The sequence below is a fragment of the Dictyoglomus sp. DH genome (assembly GCF_055181375.1).
Window position 1 is genome coordinate 723,098 of record NZ_CM143706.1, and the last position, 16,020, is coordinate 739,117.

At 31.7% G+C, this 16,020-nt stretch carries 12 protein-coding genes; 10 read left to right on the plus strand and 2 right to left on the minus strand.

The genetic code is table 11. From position 1 onward, the window contains the following. Positions 1-72 precede the first annotated feature (72 nt). The 5 genes from ACY3JJ_RS03455 to ACY3JJ_RS03475 all read left to right on the plus strand — a co-directional run bounded on the left by ACY3JJ_RS03455 (position 73) and on the right by ACY3JJ_RS03475 (position 5,889). The gene (locus ACY3JJ_RS03455) at positions 73-1,065 is read left to right on the plus strand and encodes a LacI family DNA-binding transcriptional regulator (protein ID WP_463092397.1); all 993 of its coding nucleotides are present in this window, start codon (positions 73-75) and stop codon (positions 1,063-1,065) included. A gap of 95 nt (positions 1,066-1,160) precedes the next feature. Continuing rightward, a complete protein-coding gene (locus ACY3JJ_RS03460) occupies positions 1,161-1,598 on the plus strand; it encodes a MarR family winged helix-turn-helix transcriptional regulator (protein WP_463092398.1) in 438 nt (145 codons plus the stop codon). A gap of 16 nt (positions 1,599-1,614) precedes the next feature. Further along, the gene (locus tag ACY3JJ_RS03465) at positions 1,615-3,348 is read left to right on the plus strand and encodes an ABC transporter ATP-binding protein (RefSeq protein WP_463092399.1); all 1,734 of its coding nucleotides are present in this window, start codon (positions 1,615-1,617) and stop codon (positions 3,346-3,348) included. Continuing rightward, positions 3,341-5,155: an ABC transporter ATP-binding protein gene (locus ACY3JJ_RS03470; protein ID WP_463092400.1), complete on the plus strand. Its 1,815-nt coding sequence runs from the start codon at positions 3,341-3,343 to the stop codon at positions 5,153-5,155. Before ACY3JJ_RS03465 ends, ACY3JJ_RS03470 begins: the two co-directional genes overlap by 8 nt. 83 nt (positions 5,156-5,238) lie before the next feature. Next, complete coding sequence (locus ACY3JJ_RS03475; protein ID WP_463092401.1) at positions 5,239-5,889, plus strand: sugar-binding protein; 651 nt, start codon at positions 5,239-5,241, stop codon at positions 5,887-5,889. Positions 5,890-5,946: 57 nt separating this feature from the next. Here ACY3JJ_RS03475 and ACY3JJ_RS03480 read toward each other — a convergent pair whose 3' ends face one another. Together ACY3JJ_RS03480 and melA are read right to left on the minus strand one after the other, a co-directional pair. Next, the gene (locus ACY3JJ_RS03480) at positions 5,947-6,807 is read right to left on the minus strand and encodes a DMT family transporter (protein ID WP_463092402.1); all 861 of its coding nucleotides are present in this window, start codon (positions 6,805-6,807) and stop codon (positions 5,947-5,949) included. Between the two features lie 13 nt (positions 6,808-6,820). Next, positions 6,821-8,152, minus strand: coding sequence for an alpha-galactosidase (melA, locus tag ACY3JJ_RS03485; RefSeq protein WP_463092403.1), 1,332 nt, complete (start codon positions 8,150-8,152; stop codon positions 6,821-6,823). A 163-nt stretch (positions 8,153-8,315) separates the two neighbouring features. On the opposite strand from melA, the gene ACY3JJ_RS03490 reads away from it, so the two are divergent. From ACY3JJ_RS03490 to ACY3JJ_RS03510, 5 genes are all read left to right on the plus strand, one after another. Continuing rightward, a complete protein-coding gene (locus ACY3JJ_RS03490; protein ID WP_463092404.1) occupies positions 8,316-9,197 on the plus strand; it encodes a lipoprotein in 882 nt (293 codons plus the stop codon). Between the two features lie 181 nt (positions 9,198-9,378). Beyond that, positions 9,379-10,185: a 5-deoxy-glucuronate isomerase gene (gene iolB, locus ACY3JJ_RS03495; protein WP_463092405.1), complete on the plus strand. Its 807-nt coding sequence runs from the start codon at positions 9,379-9,381 to the stop codon at positions 10,183-10,185. 12 nt (positions 10,186-10,197) lie between these two features. Beyond that, positions 10,198-10,842: a bifunctional 4-hydroxy-2-oxoglutarate aldolase/2-dehydro-3-deoxy-phosphogluconate aldolase gene (locus ACY3JJ_RS03500; protein ID WP_463092406.1), complete on the plus strand. Its 645-nt coding sequence runs from the start codon at positions 10,198-10,200 to the stop codon at positions 10,840-10,842. A 210-nt stretch (positions 10,843-11,052) separates the two neighbouring features. Then, the gene (locus ACY3JJ_RS03505; protein WP_463092407.1) at positions 11,053-13,482 is read left to right on the plus strand and encodes a GH36-type glycosyl hydrolase domain-containing protein; all 2,430 of its coding nucleotides are present in this window, start codon (positions 11,053-11,055) and stop codon (positions 13,480-13,482) included. 16 nt (positions 13,483-13,498) lie between these two features. Then, entirely contained in the window at positions 13,499-15,934 is a 2,436-nt protein-coding gene (locus ACY3JJ_RS03510; protein WP_463092408.1) for a GH36-type glycosyl hydrolase domain-containing protein, read from the plus strand. The last annotated feature ends 86 nt before the right edge of the window (positions 15,935-16,020 follow it).

Sequence of the window (16,020 nt, forward strand, 5' to 3'; positions counted from 1 at the left end):
AGGTTATGTTGAGAAAGATTTAAGAATTTAGTAATATCATTAATAGGAAGTCGTTAAGGAGAAAGAGTTAATATGAAAAGAAGTAAAAATAACGTAACAATTAAAGACATTGCGAATAGGTTAGGAGTTTCAATTACTACTGTTTCTCGTGTTTTAAATTATGATGAAACTTTTAACGTTTCAAGTGAATTGAAAAAGAAAATATTTGAAGTGGCTGAAGAGTTAAATTATGTGGTAAAACCTAAAAAAAGAAAAAGGACAAGTAGATTATTGATAATAAGGACTATTTCTGAAGATTTAGAAATGCAAGATTTATATTATTTATCTTTAAGAGTAGTATTAGAAAAATTAGCTAAATATATGAATATAGATACTATAACTATTCATAAAGACGATATATTTAATATTGATTTAAAAGATATAAATGGAATAGCTATTATTGGTGGAATTAACAATGAAGAGTTAAGTAATCTTTTAACCAAATCTTCTAATATTGTAGTTTTAGATTCTTATGTTGAAAATCCGCTAATAGACTGTGTAATTATAAATATGGAACAAGCAGTGAAAGATGCTATTGATTATTTGTTTTCTTTAGGCCATAGGGAGATAGGTTTTATAGGTGGCGATGTAATGGATGAAAGAGAATATTATTTTAGAAAATATATTAAGGAAAAGGGATTATCTATAAATGAGAATTATATAAAACGTGGAGATTATACACCTAACGGTGGGTATAAAGCTGCTAAGGAGCTTTTAGCATATAATATAAATCCAACAGCAATTTTTGTGGCAAATGATTCGATGGCTATAGGTGTTTATAGGGCTTTATTTGAAGCTTCATTAAAGATACCTGAAGATATAAGTATTGTTGGTTTTAACAATATATCTATATCTAAATTCTTGAATCCTCCTCTTACTACAATAAGTATTCCTATTGAAGATTTGGTTGAGACAGCCATAAATTTATTGTTAGAAAGGATAGAAAAAAATAGAAAAATTTCAAAAAAGGTCATTATAGCTACGGAACTTATTGTAAGGAATAGTTGTAAGGAAATTAGTTTATGATAAAAAAATCTATTTTTTCGTTTTCAAAATAAATTTACATTGGATATACTTATTAATTGATATACTATTAGTTAGCTAATTATTGGAGTGGATATATGTTTTATGGAAAAGAAGATTCCTTATATAGGTTATTTAAAGATGTAATAAAAGAGCATTTTAGGAGGAGAGAAAAGCTACTTTCTGATCTAAAACTTTATAGAGGGCAAGCTCCTGTTCTTCTTCTTTTGGCTGAAAAAAATGGCCTAACTCAAAAGGAGATAGCAGAAGAACTAAAAATAAAGCCATCTACTGTCACTCTAATCCTTAGGAGGATGAAAAAAAGAGGTCTTGTATCAAGTAAAAGAGATGAAAAGGATAAGAGATATATGAAAGTGTATTTAACTGAGAATGGAAAAAAATTTATTTGTAGATTAAGAGAGATATATAGACAATTGGAAGAGGAGTGTTTTAATGGTTTTTCTGATGAAGAAAAGAATCAACTAATGAATTTTTTTAGGAGAGTAATAGATAATCTAAGAAGGTTAAATGAATAATAGGAGGATTTGGTAAATGAAGAAGCTTATAAAATATTTGAAGCCTTATACTCTTTTTGCTATATTAGCCCCTATTTTTATGCTCATAGAGGTGATATGTGATCTTTATCAACCAACTCTTCTTGCCCACATTGTAGATAACGGTATTTTAAAAAATAATTTTTCTTTAATTCTAAATACTGGACTCATAATGCTTGGTGTTGCTTTTATTGGAATGATAGGTGGAGTGGGTTGTACAGTTTTTTCCTCTTTAGCCAGCCAATACTTTGGTAGAGATCTAAGGAATGAATTATTCAAAAGAGTACAACAATTTTCCTTTAAAAATATAGATAAATTTCATACTTCTTCTTTGATAACCAGATTAACAAATGATGTAAATCAAGTTCAGACTCTTGTTATGATGTCTTTAAGAATTATGGTGAGAGCTCCTCTTCTTTTTATAGGTGGTATTATAATGGCTCTTTCCTTAAATAAAAGTCTATCAGTCATTTTTTTGTTTTCTATCCCCATATTAATCTTTACCTTTTTAGTTATTATGAAGAAAAGTTTCCCTCTTTTTGGTGAGATACAGAAAAGAATAGATTATATGAATAACGTGGTAAGAGAAAATTTGGTTGGTATAAGGGTAGTGCGAGCTTTTAGAAGAGAAGATTATGAGAGGGAGAGGTTTAGATATGTAAATTCTTTGTTAATGAATGCAGTTGTTAAAGCTGTTATGTTATTAATAATTGCTATGCCTCTTTTCATGTTAATTATGAATTTCAGTATATTAGGATTACTTTGGTTTGGGGGTCTTTTGGTTAATCGTGGAAGTATGAAGGTGGGGGAAGTAATGGCATATATTAACTATATGGGGCAGATTATGTTCTCATTAATGATGATAGGTAATATTTTAATGTTTGTATCAAGGGCTTCAGCTTCTGCTTCAAGGGTTATAGAAGTTTTGGAAGAGAAAATTGATATCCAAAGCAAAGAAAATGCAGATAAGAACCATGTAAGTGAAGGCAAGATCAAATTTGAACATGTCTATTTTAGCTATTCTAATAAAGAGGAATATGTACTAAAAGATATTAATTTTGAGGTAAATCCGGGTGAGGTTATAGGGATAATTGGAACAACCGGTTCTGGTAAATCTACTTTAGTAAATCTTATCCCAAGACTTTATGATATATCTTCAGGGAGAATCTTAATTGATGGAAAAGATATTAGAGATATGGATATTAAGATACTTAGAGATGCTATATCCATGGTTCCACAAGAAACTATACTTTTTTCAGGTACTATAAGGGAGAATATATGTTGGGGAAGAGAGGATGCTAATGAGGAAGAAATAATTAATGCTGCAAAAATTGCCCAGGCCCATGAGTTTATTATAAGACTTCCTCAAGGTTATGACACTGTTATAGGAGAGAGAGGAGTTACATTATCTGGAGGTCAGAAACAGAGAATTGCAATTGCAAGGGCTTTAGTAAGAAAGCCTAAAATACTGATTTTGGATGATGCCACTAGTGCTGTTGATTTTGTTACAGAGCAAAAGATTATCCATGGAGTGAGAGAGATAATAAGAAACTGTACTACTTTTATTGTGGCTCAGAGAATTAGCACTATGATGAATGTAGATAAGATAATAGTACTTGATAAAGGAGTAATAGTAGGATTTGGTTCTCATTCTGAATTACTTAAAGAAAATAATTTTTATAGGGAAATTTATAAATCTCAGATAGATGAAGAGGTAATGAGGTATGCGTAGAGAAGGCGAAAGACCATTTGGTGGGCCTGGAAGATTAGGACCACATTTTAATTTTGAGAAAGTAGAAATTAAAGATCCATGGGGTACTTTAAGAAAGCTCTTTGAATATCTGAAAAAATTTAAGTGGGGATTTATTTTTGTTTTTATTTTGACATTTATTTCTTCCATATTGGGAATTGTGGGTCCTTATCTCATAGGTAAGGGTATTGATACTTATATAATTCCTAAAAGATTTGATGGTTTTCTTAGCTTTCTATTAGTTCTCGGTGGAATCTATCTTTTATTATCCTTTCTTGGATGGATTCAAGGTTATGTAATGTTGAAAACTACCCAAAAATTGGTTTATGAAATGAGAGGGGATTTTTTTGACAAAATTCATAGACTACCAATTAAGTTTTTTGATTTAAGATCTTATGGGGACATTATAAGTAGAATTACTAACGATATAGATAATATAAGTATGGTTCTTTCTAATAGTGTGATACAGTTTTTTTCCAGTATTACGACTTTAATTGGCATTATATTTATGATGCTAAGAATAAGTATTCCTATGACAATTGTTAGTTTGATTACCATTCCTTTAACTATTTGGTTAACAAACTTCATATCCCATAGAACTCGTAATTATTTTTATGCTAACCAAACTCTTTTAGGAAAACTTAATGGTTTGATAGAAGAGGATATTTCTGGTTTAAAAGTAATAAAAATATTTAATAGAGAAGAAAAGGAAATTAAAAGGTTTGAGGCTTTAAATGAAGAACTAACTCAAGTGGGAATAAGGGCTCAGGTTTTTTCTGGTTCAATTGGACCACTTATGAATCTTCTTAATAATTTAAGTTTTGCAATAATTGCAGGATTTGGAGGTTATTTTGCTTTTAAAAGGATGATATCTATAGGAGATATTACTATATTTATCAATTATTCAAGACAATTTACAAGACCTATTAATGAACTTGCAAATCAATATAATATGATTCAATCAGCCATAGCCAGTGCAGAAAGAATTTTTGAGGTTCTTGAAGAAGAGGAAGAAAAAGAAGATCCCAATATAATGGAGATAAAAGATATCAAAGGAGAAGTTGAATTTAAAAACGTTTGGTTTTCTTATGTAAAAGGTAATCCTGTTATTAAAAATGTAAGCTTTTATGTTAAAGAAGGGAAAGTGATAGCTCTTGTGGGGCCTACAGGTGCTGGAAAAACTACAATTGCAAGTTTAGTAGCAAGATTTTATGATATAGATGAAGGACAAATTCTGATAGATGGTATTGATATAAGAAGAATGAAAAGAAAGGATATAAGATCATATATTGGGATTGTTTTACAAGATACGCTTCTTTTTTCTACATCTATAAAAGAGAATATCAGATATGGAAGATTGGATGCTACTGATGAAGAGGTTATAGAAGCAGCTAAACTTGCCCATGCTCATGATTTTATCATTAAATTACCTCAAGGTTATGATACAATTCTATCGGAAGATGGGGGAGGCCTAAGCCAAGGACAAAGACAGCTTATAGCTATTGCAAGAGCTATTCTTGCTAATCCTAAGATATTGATCTTGGATGAAGCAACTAGTAATGTAGATACAATGACAGAGAAGTATATTCAGAATGCAATGTTAAACTTAATGAAAGGGAGGACAAGTTTTGTTATAGCCCATAGATTGTCCACTATTAGAAATGCTGATATGATCTTGGTTGTGTATAATGGGGAGATAATTGAAAGAGGTACTCATGAGCAACTTATAAGAAAGAAAGGATTTTATTACAATCTATATATGAGCCAATTTGCGGAAGAGTTAGAGTAAGGGAATATTAAAAAAAACGGTTGACAGAATTATTTAATTAACTTTATAATTCTTATTAAAATTTTATTAAAGGGGGAGTTGGTATGAAAAAGTTAAGTTTTATTCTGATTTTATCCTTATTTGTTCTTTTTATTTTAGCATCTTTGACTCTCGGACAACAAACACAAACTGCAGTAGCTAAATATGGCAAACCTAAAATTGATGCCCAAATGGATGAGGTTTGGAAGTCTGCCAATGAGTATGTAACAGATAGATATGTATCAGGTACAAAGGGTAAAGTAGCTTATGCTAAATTTAGAGTATTGTGGGATGAAGATAGTATATATGTTTTGGCAGAAGTTTATGATTCTCTTTTAAATAAAGATAATACTAATCCTTGGGAACAAGATTCTGTAGAGATATTTGTGGACGAAGGAAATGAGAAAGCTTCTTCGTATGATAACAATGATGCTCAGTATAGAGTAAACTTCGATAATTATCAAAGTTTTGGAACTAATGCTTCTAAAGGCTATTTTGTAACAGCTACAACAAAGACTGATTTTGGATATATTGTGGAAGCTCAAATTAAAATGAGAACAAAGAAATTAAGTGAAGGAATGGTAATTGGGTTTGATTTACAAGTAAATGATGCAGATATGTTTGCAAATAGAGTTGGAATAATTGCATGGAATGAATGGGATAACGAGGCTTGGAGAAATGCTTCCTATTTTGGAAATTTAAAGCTTGAAAAATAAAGTCTTTGGTTAGAGGTTTTTAGAAAAGAGCCTACCCGAGTAAAAGGTAGGCTCTTATTATTTTTTGGATGATAGACTTACCCCTGATATAATGAATATTCCACCCATGATTTTTAAAAAACTTAAGGTCTCTTTTAAATAAATTACACCCCAGATAGCTCCGAAAAGTGGAATTAGATTTAAGAGATTTACAACTTGACTTACGGAAAGATGTTTCAAACCATAATTATAAAGTAGGTACCCTAATACAGAGCAAAAAAATGATAAATAAAAAAGCGATAAGAAGATAGGTAAATTAATTTTTATATGGATCCCTGTAAAGGTTAAAAAAGGAATAAACAATGTGGTTCCCCATAGCATTTGGAAGGTAGTTATTACTTCGTGGGAGTAAAGGTGGTTAACCTTTTTTATTTCCCAATTGTATATTATCCACATCAATCCTGATAGAAGTACAAGAATGTCGCCAAATAAATTTTTAAATTTTAAGTTAATTCCAGAATCTCCTATGATCATTAATACTCCAATTATGGAAAGTATTACACCCCATAATCTGTTCATTGGTATTTTTTCTTTTGAGGTGAGAAATTCTACAGTTAATCCCAAGGCAGGAAAGGAGCCCACAATAAGGGCTCCTTCTGAAGCATCAGTATACTTTAAACCAGAGTTTTCAAAGACAAAGTATAATGTGACTCCCAATGTTCCTGCTATAAATAGAGGTTTTTGATATTTCCAATTCAAAGGAGTTTTTCTAATTTTTGGATAGAAAAGAATAGCAGAAAATATAAGGGCAAGAAAAAATCTTATAAAGGATAGTTCAAAAGGAGAATATTCATTTAGAAGTATTTTGGAAACGGAAAAAGAGATACTCCAGAAGAGGCAAGATATTATTACAGATACTAAAGCTAATAATTTGTTCATATTTTTTACCTTTTTATATCTCAAAATTTTTAAATTGAGGAAGATAATCTTTATTAACTTCAAACATCTCTTTTACCATCTGTTTTATTTCAGTTAAGGATAAAACTGCTGATGTAAGGGGATCATAAGCTACTGCATAGAATATCTTTTTAGGATCCCCCTCGAGAGAGCCTTCTACTGCTAATTCTTCACAAGATGAGTTTATATAGTTTAAGAGAGCAACCTGAGGAGGAAGATTACCTACCTTTATAGGGTCGAAGCCTCTTTTTGAGGCAATAATAGGTACTTCTACGCAAGCCCCATAAGGTAAATTATCAATAAGACCAAAATTTCTAACATTACCATTAAATTCGAATATGGTGCCGTCACCTAAAATAGCATTTAATATATATGCAGCATATTCGTGTCCTCTTTCAAGGTTGATTGGTTCTTTCTCAATCCACTCTTTAACTTCTTTTCTCCAAGTGTCCTCTCTCTTAAGATATTCTTTTAATATATAACCCCATTCTCCTGGATTCCATCCTGTACCTGGAAGACAGTATTTTTCAATAAGATCCTGTCTTTTTCTAAACCAAGGGTTGTATTCTGAATTGTGCCCTGAAGATTCTGTGACATAATATCCTAAATGTAAAAACATTTCGTTTCTTACAATTTCTTCTTTATAAATTTCAGATCTTGTTAAAATAGCTTCTCTAATAAGAGGATATGCATCTTTTCCTTTCCATTCATATTTCAAAAACCAAGCTTGATGATTTATTCCTGCACAAAAATAGGTTATTTCATTTATAGGTGCTCCTATCCAGCGGGCAAGCATTTCAGCCGTTCCTTGTACGCTATGGCATAGTCCTACGATTTTAATTTTAGAAACTGTTTGTACTGCTCTTATGAGCATTGCCATAGGGTTTGTATAGTTTAAAACTATTGCTTCTGGGCAATGTTTCTCAATGTCTTTAGCAATATCTATAATTACAGGAATAGTTCTTAGAGCCCTAAAAATTCCTGCGGGGCCTCTTGTATCTCCTACATTTATATCTACACCATATTTTTTAGGTATTTCTATATCATGTCTCCAAATTTGTACTCCACCAACGAGAATAGTTATTATGACTGCATCAGCTCCATCTAATGCTTCTTGTCTATTTAATGTGGCAAATACTTTTGCAGGATAATTTCCAGCTTTTAATATTTTTTCTACCATCAATTTTGAATAATTCAATCTTTCCTCGTCTATATCCATTAAAAAAATATGAGCATCTTGAAAAGAAGGAAAGGTAAGGAGATCACGTACTAAATTTCTTGTAAATCCAAGACTTCCAGCCCCAATAAAAGTTATCTTTTTACACATCTTTTTTTATATACCTCCTAAAGAAATTAAAATTAATTTTGTAAGTGTATTTTATCATATCAACAATTAGTTTTTAGAAATTTAAAATTTTTTAATACACCCTTTAAGATATATTGCTATAATAATAATGTATAAAATTTTGGGGAAGGAGGATTAGTTGTTCATGAAAAAATGTTTGATATTAATCTTAATAGCCATCCTTGTGATTTTTCTTTCAGGTTGTGTAAAACGGGAGCCACAACCAGATAAAGATTTAACCCAAGATCAACTAAACAATATTTATGCTACTGTAATTAATACTGATTCGGATTACGCCAAGAACATAGATATTTATATGGACATACCAAGTGTTGTTTCTAATCAAGGAAGTTCACTGGTATCACCAATTAGTAGAAGCTTTAATAATCTAATGATTAGCAAATCCATGTCATTAAAAGAAGCTATAAAGACTCCACTCGAGAAAATAACAATTGAGCCTACAAATGAATGGCAAGGGCCAGATGCTAATGGTTGGTATATGTTACAAATTGATACTGAAAGTTACCTAAAAGTAAGATATTATTCTTCAGTAAAGAGACTTGAATATGTATTAGATGGGTATTCTCAATTAAATAATCAAGTGTTTGGAGCGCGTATAGAAGGGTATTTTATTTTTAATAAGGACATAAAAAATGGTATTGATGGTGCTTATCCTGTAAGTTTGAGATCTTCTTATTATTTATATGGTTATACAGATCCAAATAAAGTAAATAAAATTGGACTGACAATGTCTTTAGAAAACGTAGGTGTGGTTAAATTAAGTAATTTTAACAATTTCCCAGTTTTAACCGGAAAGTTTTCTATTTATGCTATATATGTTGACTTTGAAAATAATATAAATATAGATAATAAACTTATGATTTCTGCATCTTCTTCTGTTGTTGGGGATAATACCAATGATCCTATCTTGAAGATTTTAGGAAGTAAAGATAGTGATGGGGATCCTACAACTTACGGATATGATGATCTATATTTAGAACTTCATTTGTCTAATTATTTGCAATAAATATTTTATAATAAACAAAAATTCATTATTATGGGATTCCTTTATATGGGGAATCCCTTAATTTTTTAATATTGATTTAATAAACGCTTGCTTTATTTTTACTCTTGACAAAAAAAGTTAATCATTATATCATTCAATAATGCCTCTATTATTTTTTAGTGATAAAAAAGGAGGAGTAAATATGTTTAGAAAGGTTATTCTTGAGAAGGGCTTAAACACCCTTGTGAAACCAGGTGAAATGGAATACATAGAATTAGATATATTTAAAGGAGAGAAAGGAGATTCCTATTCTTTTAATTCAAAAGATTATGAAATTGGCCTTATTATATTGACAGGTAAGCTTAATATAACTGTAGATGATATAAAATACGATAATTTAGGGGCAAGAAGAAATGTTTTCGATGGAAATGCTTATGCCCTTTATATACCTAATAATAAAGAGGTGAAAATTGAAGCATTAGAAAATGTGGAAATTGCCATTTGTAAAACAAGGGTAAAAACGGATGAAGAGGTGAAATTAATCAAACCTGAAGATGTGATAATTAGAGATGTGGGGGTACATAATTGGAGGAGAGATGTAAAGGATATTATTGATAGGAGAATAAATGCAAAAAGGTTATTAATTGGAGAGACTATAAATCCTCCAGGTAATTGGTCCAGCTATCCACCTCATAAGCATGATACCAATAATTATCCTGAAGAGGTGAAGATGGAGGAGGTATATTTTTATAAATTAAATCCTCCTAATGGATTTGGGTTGCAAAGGGTTTATACACCTGAAAGGGATATAGATAATGTTTATTTGATAGAAGATAATTCCTTACTCCTAATAAACAGAGGGTATCATCCTGTAGTTTCTGCTCCTGGATACCAACTCTACTATCTCTGGATACTTGCAGGAGACATAAGGGAATCAATTATTAATGATGATCCTAATCATAAGTGGATTAAAGCGGTAGAGAAAATTATAAAGGAATCTAAAAGGTAGGGAGGAATTATTATGGGGCGATATGATATTTTAGAAAGAATGATAGAATGTGGAATAGTGGCGGTAATAAGAACAGATTCTCCCGAAGATTTATTGGATGTGACTAAAGCTTTATATGACGGAGGAGTTATTTCTTTAGAGATTACAATGACAGTCCCTTTAGCTATAGAATATTTGCCAAAAGTGAAGAAGGTTCTTGGCAAAGAAGCCATAGTTGGTATGGGTACAGTATTAGATCCTGAAACTGCAAGAATGGCTATTCTCGCTGGTGCAGATTTCATTGTTTCTCCAGTTTTAAAGAAAGAAATTATAAATTTATGTCATAGGTATGATAAAATAGCTGTTTCTGGAGCTTATACACCTACAGAAATATTAACTGCTTGGGAAGAAGGAGCGGATGTGGTAAAGCTTTTTCCCGCAGATACATTAGGACCTAAATATATAAAAGCTATACATGGACCTATGCCATATATTAGAATATCTCCTACAGGGGGAGTAAACTTGGAAAATGTGGGAGAATTTATTAAGGCTGGTGCCTGTTTTGTAGGAGTTGGGGGAAATTTGGTAGATAAAAAGGTTATTGCAGAGAAAAAATTTGAAATATTAACAGAGAGAGCAAAAAACTATATAGAAGAAATTAAAAAGGCAAGATCTTAATAAAATTTTAATTTTACAAAAGGTATTTTTTAAGGGCTGGAGGGATATTAATTTATCTTTCCAGACTTTTTTTGTAATTAGTTTAATCCCCTTATTGACATATGCTATCTAAATCTGTACTATAAATATTAAATAAAAGTTTCTTGATGAAATTATAACTGGTTTCTTAATAAAGTTTATGAAAAATTAAATAGATAAGGGGGTTTATTCATGAGATTTGGATATTTTGATGATGAGAGAAAAGAATATGTTATTACCAGGCCTGATACTCCGAGAGAATGGACTAATTATCTTGGATCTTTAGAATATGGAGCTATTATTACTAATAACGCTCAGGGTTATAGTTTCGTCAAATCAGGGGCAAGCGGAAGAATATTAAGAGGAAGATTCAATGTTCCACCTACTACAGCTCCTGGAAGATATATATATCTTAGGGATATGGAGAATGGAGATTATTGGTCCGCGTCTTGGCTTCCTGTAAAAAAAGATTTATCAAAGTATGAATCTATATGTAGACATGGTATTCTTTATACGATTATAACTTCAAAATACGATGGTATAGAAACTGAGACCTTATATTATGTCCCCTTAAATGAACTGTATGAAGTATGGGCAATAAAAGTTAGAAATAATAGTGGAAGAAAAAGAAAGATTTCCCTTTTTAGTTATGCAGAATTTACAAATGAACCTAATGAAACTCAAGATTTAGTAAATATGCAATATACCCTTTATATATCTAAAACCTATTATAAAGATAATCTTATAATACAGACAATAAATGAAAATTATTCAGAAATTGGTAAAGTTATACCTCAAGAAGAAGGAATAAGTGGTAGAAGATTTAACAGATTTTTTGGAGTGATTGGAGAGAAAGTTGTTTCTTATGATGGTGACAGAGACATATTTATAGGAAGTTACAGAGATTACTCAAATCCTATTGCAGTGGAAAGAGGAATGTGTAGTAATAGTCTAAATTATGGTAAAAATAGTTGTGCTGGTACTCAAGTTGTTTTAGATTTAGAACCAGGAGAAGAAAGAGAAGTAATATATGTACTTGGTCAAGGAGCAGAAGCTACAGGTAGAAAGGTTCTGGCAAAATATAAAGAAAAAGGTATAGTTGAGAAGGAGTGGAATGAACTTAAGAATTATTGGCAATCAAAACTTGAAGGCTTTAAAGTTAAGACTCCAGATGAGAACTTTGATACTATGGTTAATATATGGAATGCATATCAATGTTTTATTACTTTCTTCTGGTCAAGAGCTGCTTCCATGATTTATGTGGGGCAGAGAGATGGATACGGATATAGGGATACTGTACAAGATATACAAGGAATAATTCATCTCGAACCACAAGAGGCAAAGAAAAGGTTAAGACTTATGTTAGCGGGACAAACATCTAAAGGGGTAGCTTTGCCTTTAGTATTTTTTGATTATGAGATTAAACCTAATCAAGGCTTATCATTGGATAATCCGTATTATGTAAAGAGAACTGGATATACTGAATATAGATGTGATGACCATTTGTGGCTGTATATTACCATAAGGCAATACATTAAAGAAACTGGAGATTTGGCATTTTTGGATGAGGTAATACCTTATTCTGATTATGGGGAAGATACAGTATATGAACATTTAAGAAAAGGTATTTTATTCTCTCTTAGTAAATTGGGTAAGCACGGATTGACTTTTGGATTAGATGCTGATTGGAATGATACTTTAAGACTTGGTGAAGAAGGAGAGACAGTTTTTGCATCCATGCAATTGTATCTTGCACTAAAGATATTTGCTGAGTTTGCTGAAAGAAAAGGTAAAAAAGAAGATGTAGAATGGGCTGAAAAGGAAGCCCTTAAATTATATGAAAACATACAGAAATATGCTTGGGAAGGAGACAGGTTTGTAAGAGGATTTATAGGAGATGAAGTTATAGGGTCTAGGAATAACAATGAGGCGAGTTTCTGGCTTAATCCACAGGTTTGGGCTGTATTAAGTGGGGTGGCTACAGAAGAACAAGCAAAGATTTCAATGGATAATGTGGAAAAAATACTTAATACTGACTATGGAGCTATGATTATGTATCCACCTGTAAGAACTTGGGGATTTCCTGTATTTAGAATGATTCTCTTCAATCCAGGTATGAAGGAAAATGCAGGGATTTTCTGCCATCCCCAAGGATGGCTTATAAAAGCAGAGACCATTCTTGGTAATGGAGATAGAGCCTTCAAATATTATCAAGAAGTAAATCCAGCCAATATGAATGATAAAGCAGAGATAAGGGAAGCAGAGCCTTATGTCCATTGTCAGTTTGTGGAAGGAAAGGATAGTCCTTATCATGGGAGAGCACATGTTCATTGGTTAACTGGTACTGCCTCCAGCATGATGGTAGCTGCTGTAGAAGGAATACTTGGAATTAAGCCTGATTATGACGGTATAGTGATCGATCCTTGTGTACCATCTCATTGGAAAGAATTTTATATAGAGAAAGTCTTTAGGGGTAAAAAATTGAGGATTAAAGTGGAAAATCCAAATGGGGTACAGAAGGGTGTGAAAGCTATTAACCTCAATGGAAGAGAGGTTGAGGGTAATTTTATTTTAGAAGAAGATTTAAAAGATGATAATGAGATAATAGTAATTATGGGATAAAGGAGGAGAATTAAAAATGAGATTTGGATATTTTGATGATAAAAATAGGGAGTATGTTATAACAACCCCTCAAACTCCGTTTCCTTGGATTAACTATTTGGGGGTTGAGGATTTCTTTTCCATAATTTCAAATACAGCAGGAGGTTATTGTTTCTACAAGGATGCAAGGCTTAGAAGAATATTAAGATTTAGGTACAATAATGTGCCCTTGGATAATGGTGGAAGATATTTCTATATTTGGGAAGATGGAGATTTTTGGAATCCATCATGGAAGCCCACAAAAAAGGATTTAGATAAATATGAGTGTAGACATGGGTTATCATATACAAAGATATCGGGGGAGAAGAACGGAATTTCTGCTGAGATACTTTTTTTTGTGCCTTTGAAGTTTAATGGTGAGATACATAAATTGACATTAAAAAATAATTCTAATACTAAGAGATATTTAAAGCTCTTTTCTTTTGTGGAATGGTGTCTATGGAATGCTTGGGATGATCAGACTAATTTTCAGAGAAATCTTTCTACCGGTGAAGTAGAAGTAGAAGGATCAGTTATATATCACAAGACGGAATATAGGGAGAGAAGAAATCATTTTGCTTTTTATTCTGTAAATGTTCCAATTCAGGGTTTTGATACAGACAGAGATACATTTATAGGTATGTACAATGGTTTTGATGAACCAAGAGCTGTTGTTGAAGGAAGGGCATTTAACTCAGTGGCAGAAGGATGGGCACCTATTGCATCTCATTATATTGAGGTTAATTTAGAACCTGGTGAATCTAAGGATTTTGTATTTATATTAGGTTATGTTGAAAATCCTGATGAGGAAAAATGGGAAAGGCCTGGGGTAATTAATAAGAGAAGAGCTTATGAAATGATAGAAAGATTTAAAGATGTAAGATCTGTTGATAATGCCTTTTTAGAATTAAAAGAGTATTGGGACGAGATATTATCAAAATATCAAATTAATCATGATGATGAAATTCTTTCAAGGATGGTTAATATATGGAATCAGTATCAATGTATGATTACCTTTAATGTAGCAAGAAGTGCATCGTATTTTGAATCGGGAATAAGCAGAGGAATAGGTTTTAGAGATTCAAATCAAGATATCTTAGGTTCTGTTCATATGATTCCAAATAGAGTAAGGGAGAGAATTTTGGATCTTGCTTCAACTATGTTTGAAGATGGGAGTTGTTATCATCAATATCAACCATTGACAAAGAGAGGGAACAATGATATAGGAAGTGGTTTTAATGATGATCCTTTGTGGATTATTCTTTCCACAGGAGCTTATATAAAAGAGACTGGGGATTTTAATATATTAAAAGAAATAATTCCTTATAATAATGATGAGAATAGGAAAGGTACACTATTTGAACATATTAAGAAAGCTTATCATCATGTAACAAATAATTTAGGACCACATGGTTTGCCTCTTATAGGAAGAGCAGACTGGAATGATTGTCTTAATCTTAATTGTTTCTCAAAAACCCCTGATGAATCTTTCCAGACTACTTCTAATGTAGAAGGGGGTACTGCAGAGTCAGTATTTATAGCAGGGCTTTTCGTATATGCTACACCAGATTATATAAGAATGTGTAAAGAAATGGGAGAGGAAGAAGAGGCTAAGTGGGCTGAAGAAGCAAGTAAGCAAATGATTGAAGCGATTAACAAGTATGGATGGGATGGAGAATGGTTTTTAAGGGCTTATGATTATTTTGGTAGAAAAGTAGGAAGCAAAGAATGTGAGGAAGGGAAAATATTTATAGAACCTCAAGGTATATGTACTATGGCGGGAATTGGAGTGGAAGATGAAAAAGCTAAATCTGCTTTAGATTCTTGTATTAAGTATTTAGATACCAAATATGGTATGGTTTTACAACAGCCAGCTTATTCCAGATATTATATAGAATTGGGCGAGATCTCTTCTTATCCACCAGGATACAAGGAAAATGCAGGAATATTTTGCCATAATAATCCTTGGGTAGGTATAGGAGAGACGGTAATAGGTAGAGGGAAAAGAGCCTTTGAGGTATATAGGAAGATTACACCTGCATATTTTGAGGATGAAAGTGAGATCCATAAAATGGAACCTTATGTATATTGTCAAATGGTAGCAGGAAAAGATGCTAAAAGACATGGAGAAGGTAAAAATTCATGGCTTACCGGTACTGCATCTTGGGCTTTTGTGTTAATATCCCAATTTGTATTGGGTATAAGACCAGATTATGATGGTCTCAGAATAGATCCCTGTATTCCTCCTGATTGGAGAGAATTTAGAGTAGTTAGAAAATTCAGAGGTGCTGTGTATGATATAAAGATAGAAAATAGTAAAGGAGTCTCAAAGGGTGTTAAAAGAATATTATTGGATGGAAAAGAGATAGAAGGGAATTTATTACCTGTTTTTAATGATGGAAAAATTCATCAGGTAACAGTAGAAATGGGTTAATTGGTCAATAAATAAGATTATTGAATGAAAGGGGAGAAAATTTTACTTTCTCCCCTTTTTATTTTTTATAAAATATATTAAACTAA

Bases quoted from the DNA above. Each gene is read 5' to 3' on its own strand.
- ACY3JJ_RS03455 (WP_463092397.1), top strand. From the start codon at position 73: ATGAAAAGAAGTAAAAATAACGTAACAATTAAAGACATTGCGAATAGG.
- ACY3JJ_RS03460 (WP_463092398.1), top strand. From the start codon at position 1,161: ATGTTTTATGGAAAAGAAGATTCCTTATATAGGTTATTTAAAGATGTA.
- ACY3JJ_RS03465 (WP_463092399.1), top strand. From the start codon at position 1,615: ATGAAGAAGCTTATAAAATATTTGAAGCCTTATACTCTTTTTGCTATA.
- ACY3JJ_RS03470 (WP_463092400.1), top strand. From the start codon at position 3,341: ATGCGTAGAGAAGGCGAAAGACCATTTGGTGGGCCTGGAAGATTAGGA.
- ACY3JJ_RS03475 (WP_463092401.1), top strand. From the start codon at position 5,239: ATGAAAAAGTTAAGTTTTATTCTGATTTTATCCTTATTTGTTCTTTTT.
- ACY3JJ_RS03480 (WP_463092402.1), bottom strand. From the start codon at position 6,807: ATGAACAAATTATTAGCTTTAGTATCTGTAATAATATCTTGCCTCTTC.
- melA (WP_463092403.1), bottom strand. From the start codon at position 8,152: ATGTGTAAAAAGATAACTTTTATTGGGGCTGGAAGTCTTGGATTTACA.
- ACY3JJ_RS03490 (WP_463092404.1), top strand. From the start codon at position 8,316: ATGAAAAAATGTTTGATATTAATCTTAATAGCCATCCTTGTGATTTTT.
- iolB (WP_463092405.1), top strand. From the start codon at position 9,379: ATGTTTAGAAAGGTTATTCTTGAGAAGGGCTTAAACACCCTTGTGAAA.
- ACY3JJ_RS03500 (WP_463092406.1), top strand. From the start codon at position 10,198: ATGGGGCGATATGATATTTTAGAAAGAATGATAGAATGTGGAATAGTG.
- ACY3JJ_RS03505 (WP_463092407.1), top strand. From the start codon at position 11,053: ATGAGATTTGGATATTTTGATGATGAGAGAAAAGAATATGTTATTACC.
- ACY3JJ_RS03510 (WP_463092408.1), top strand. From the start codon at position 13,499: ATGAGATTTGGATATTTTGATGATAAAAATAGGGAGTATGTTATAACA.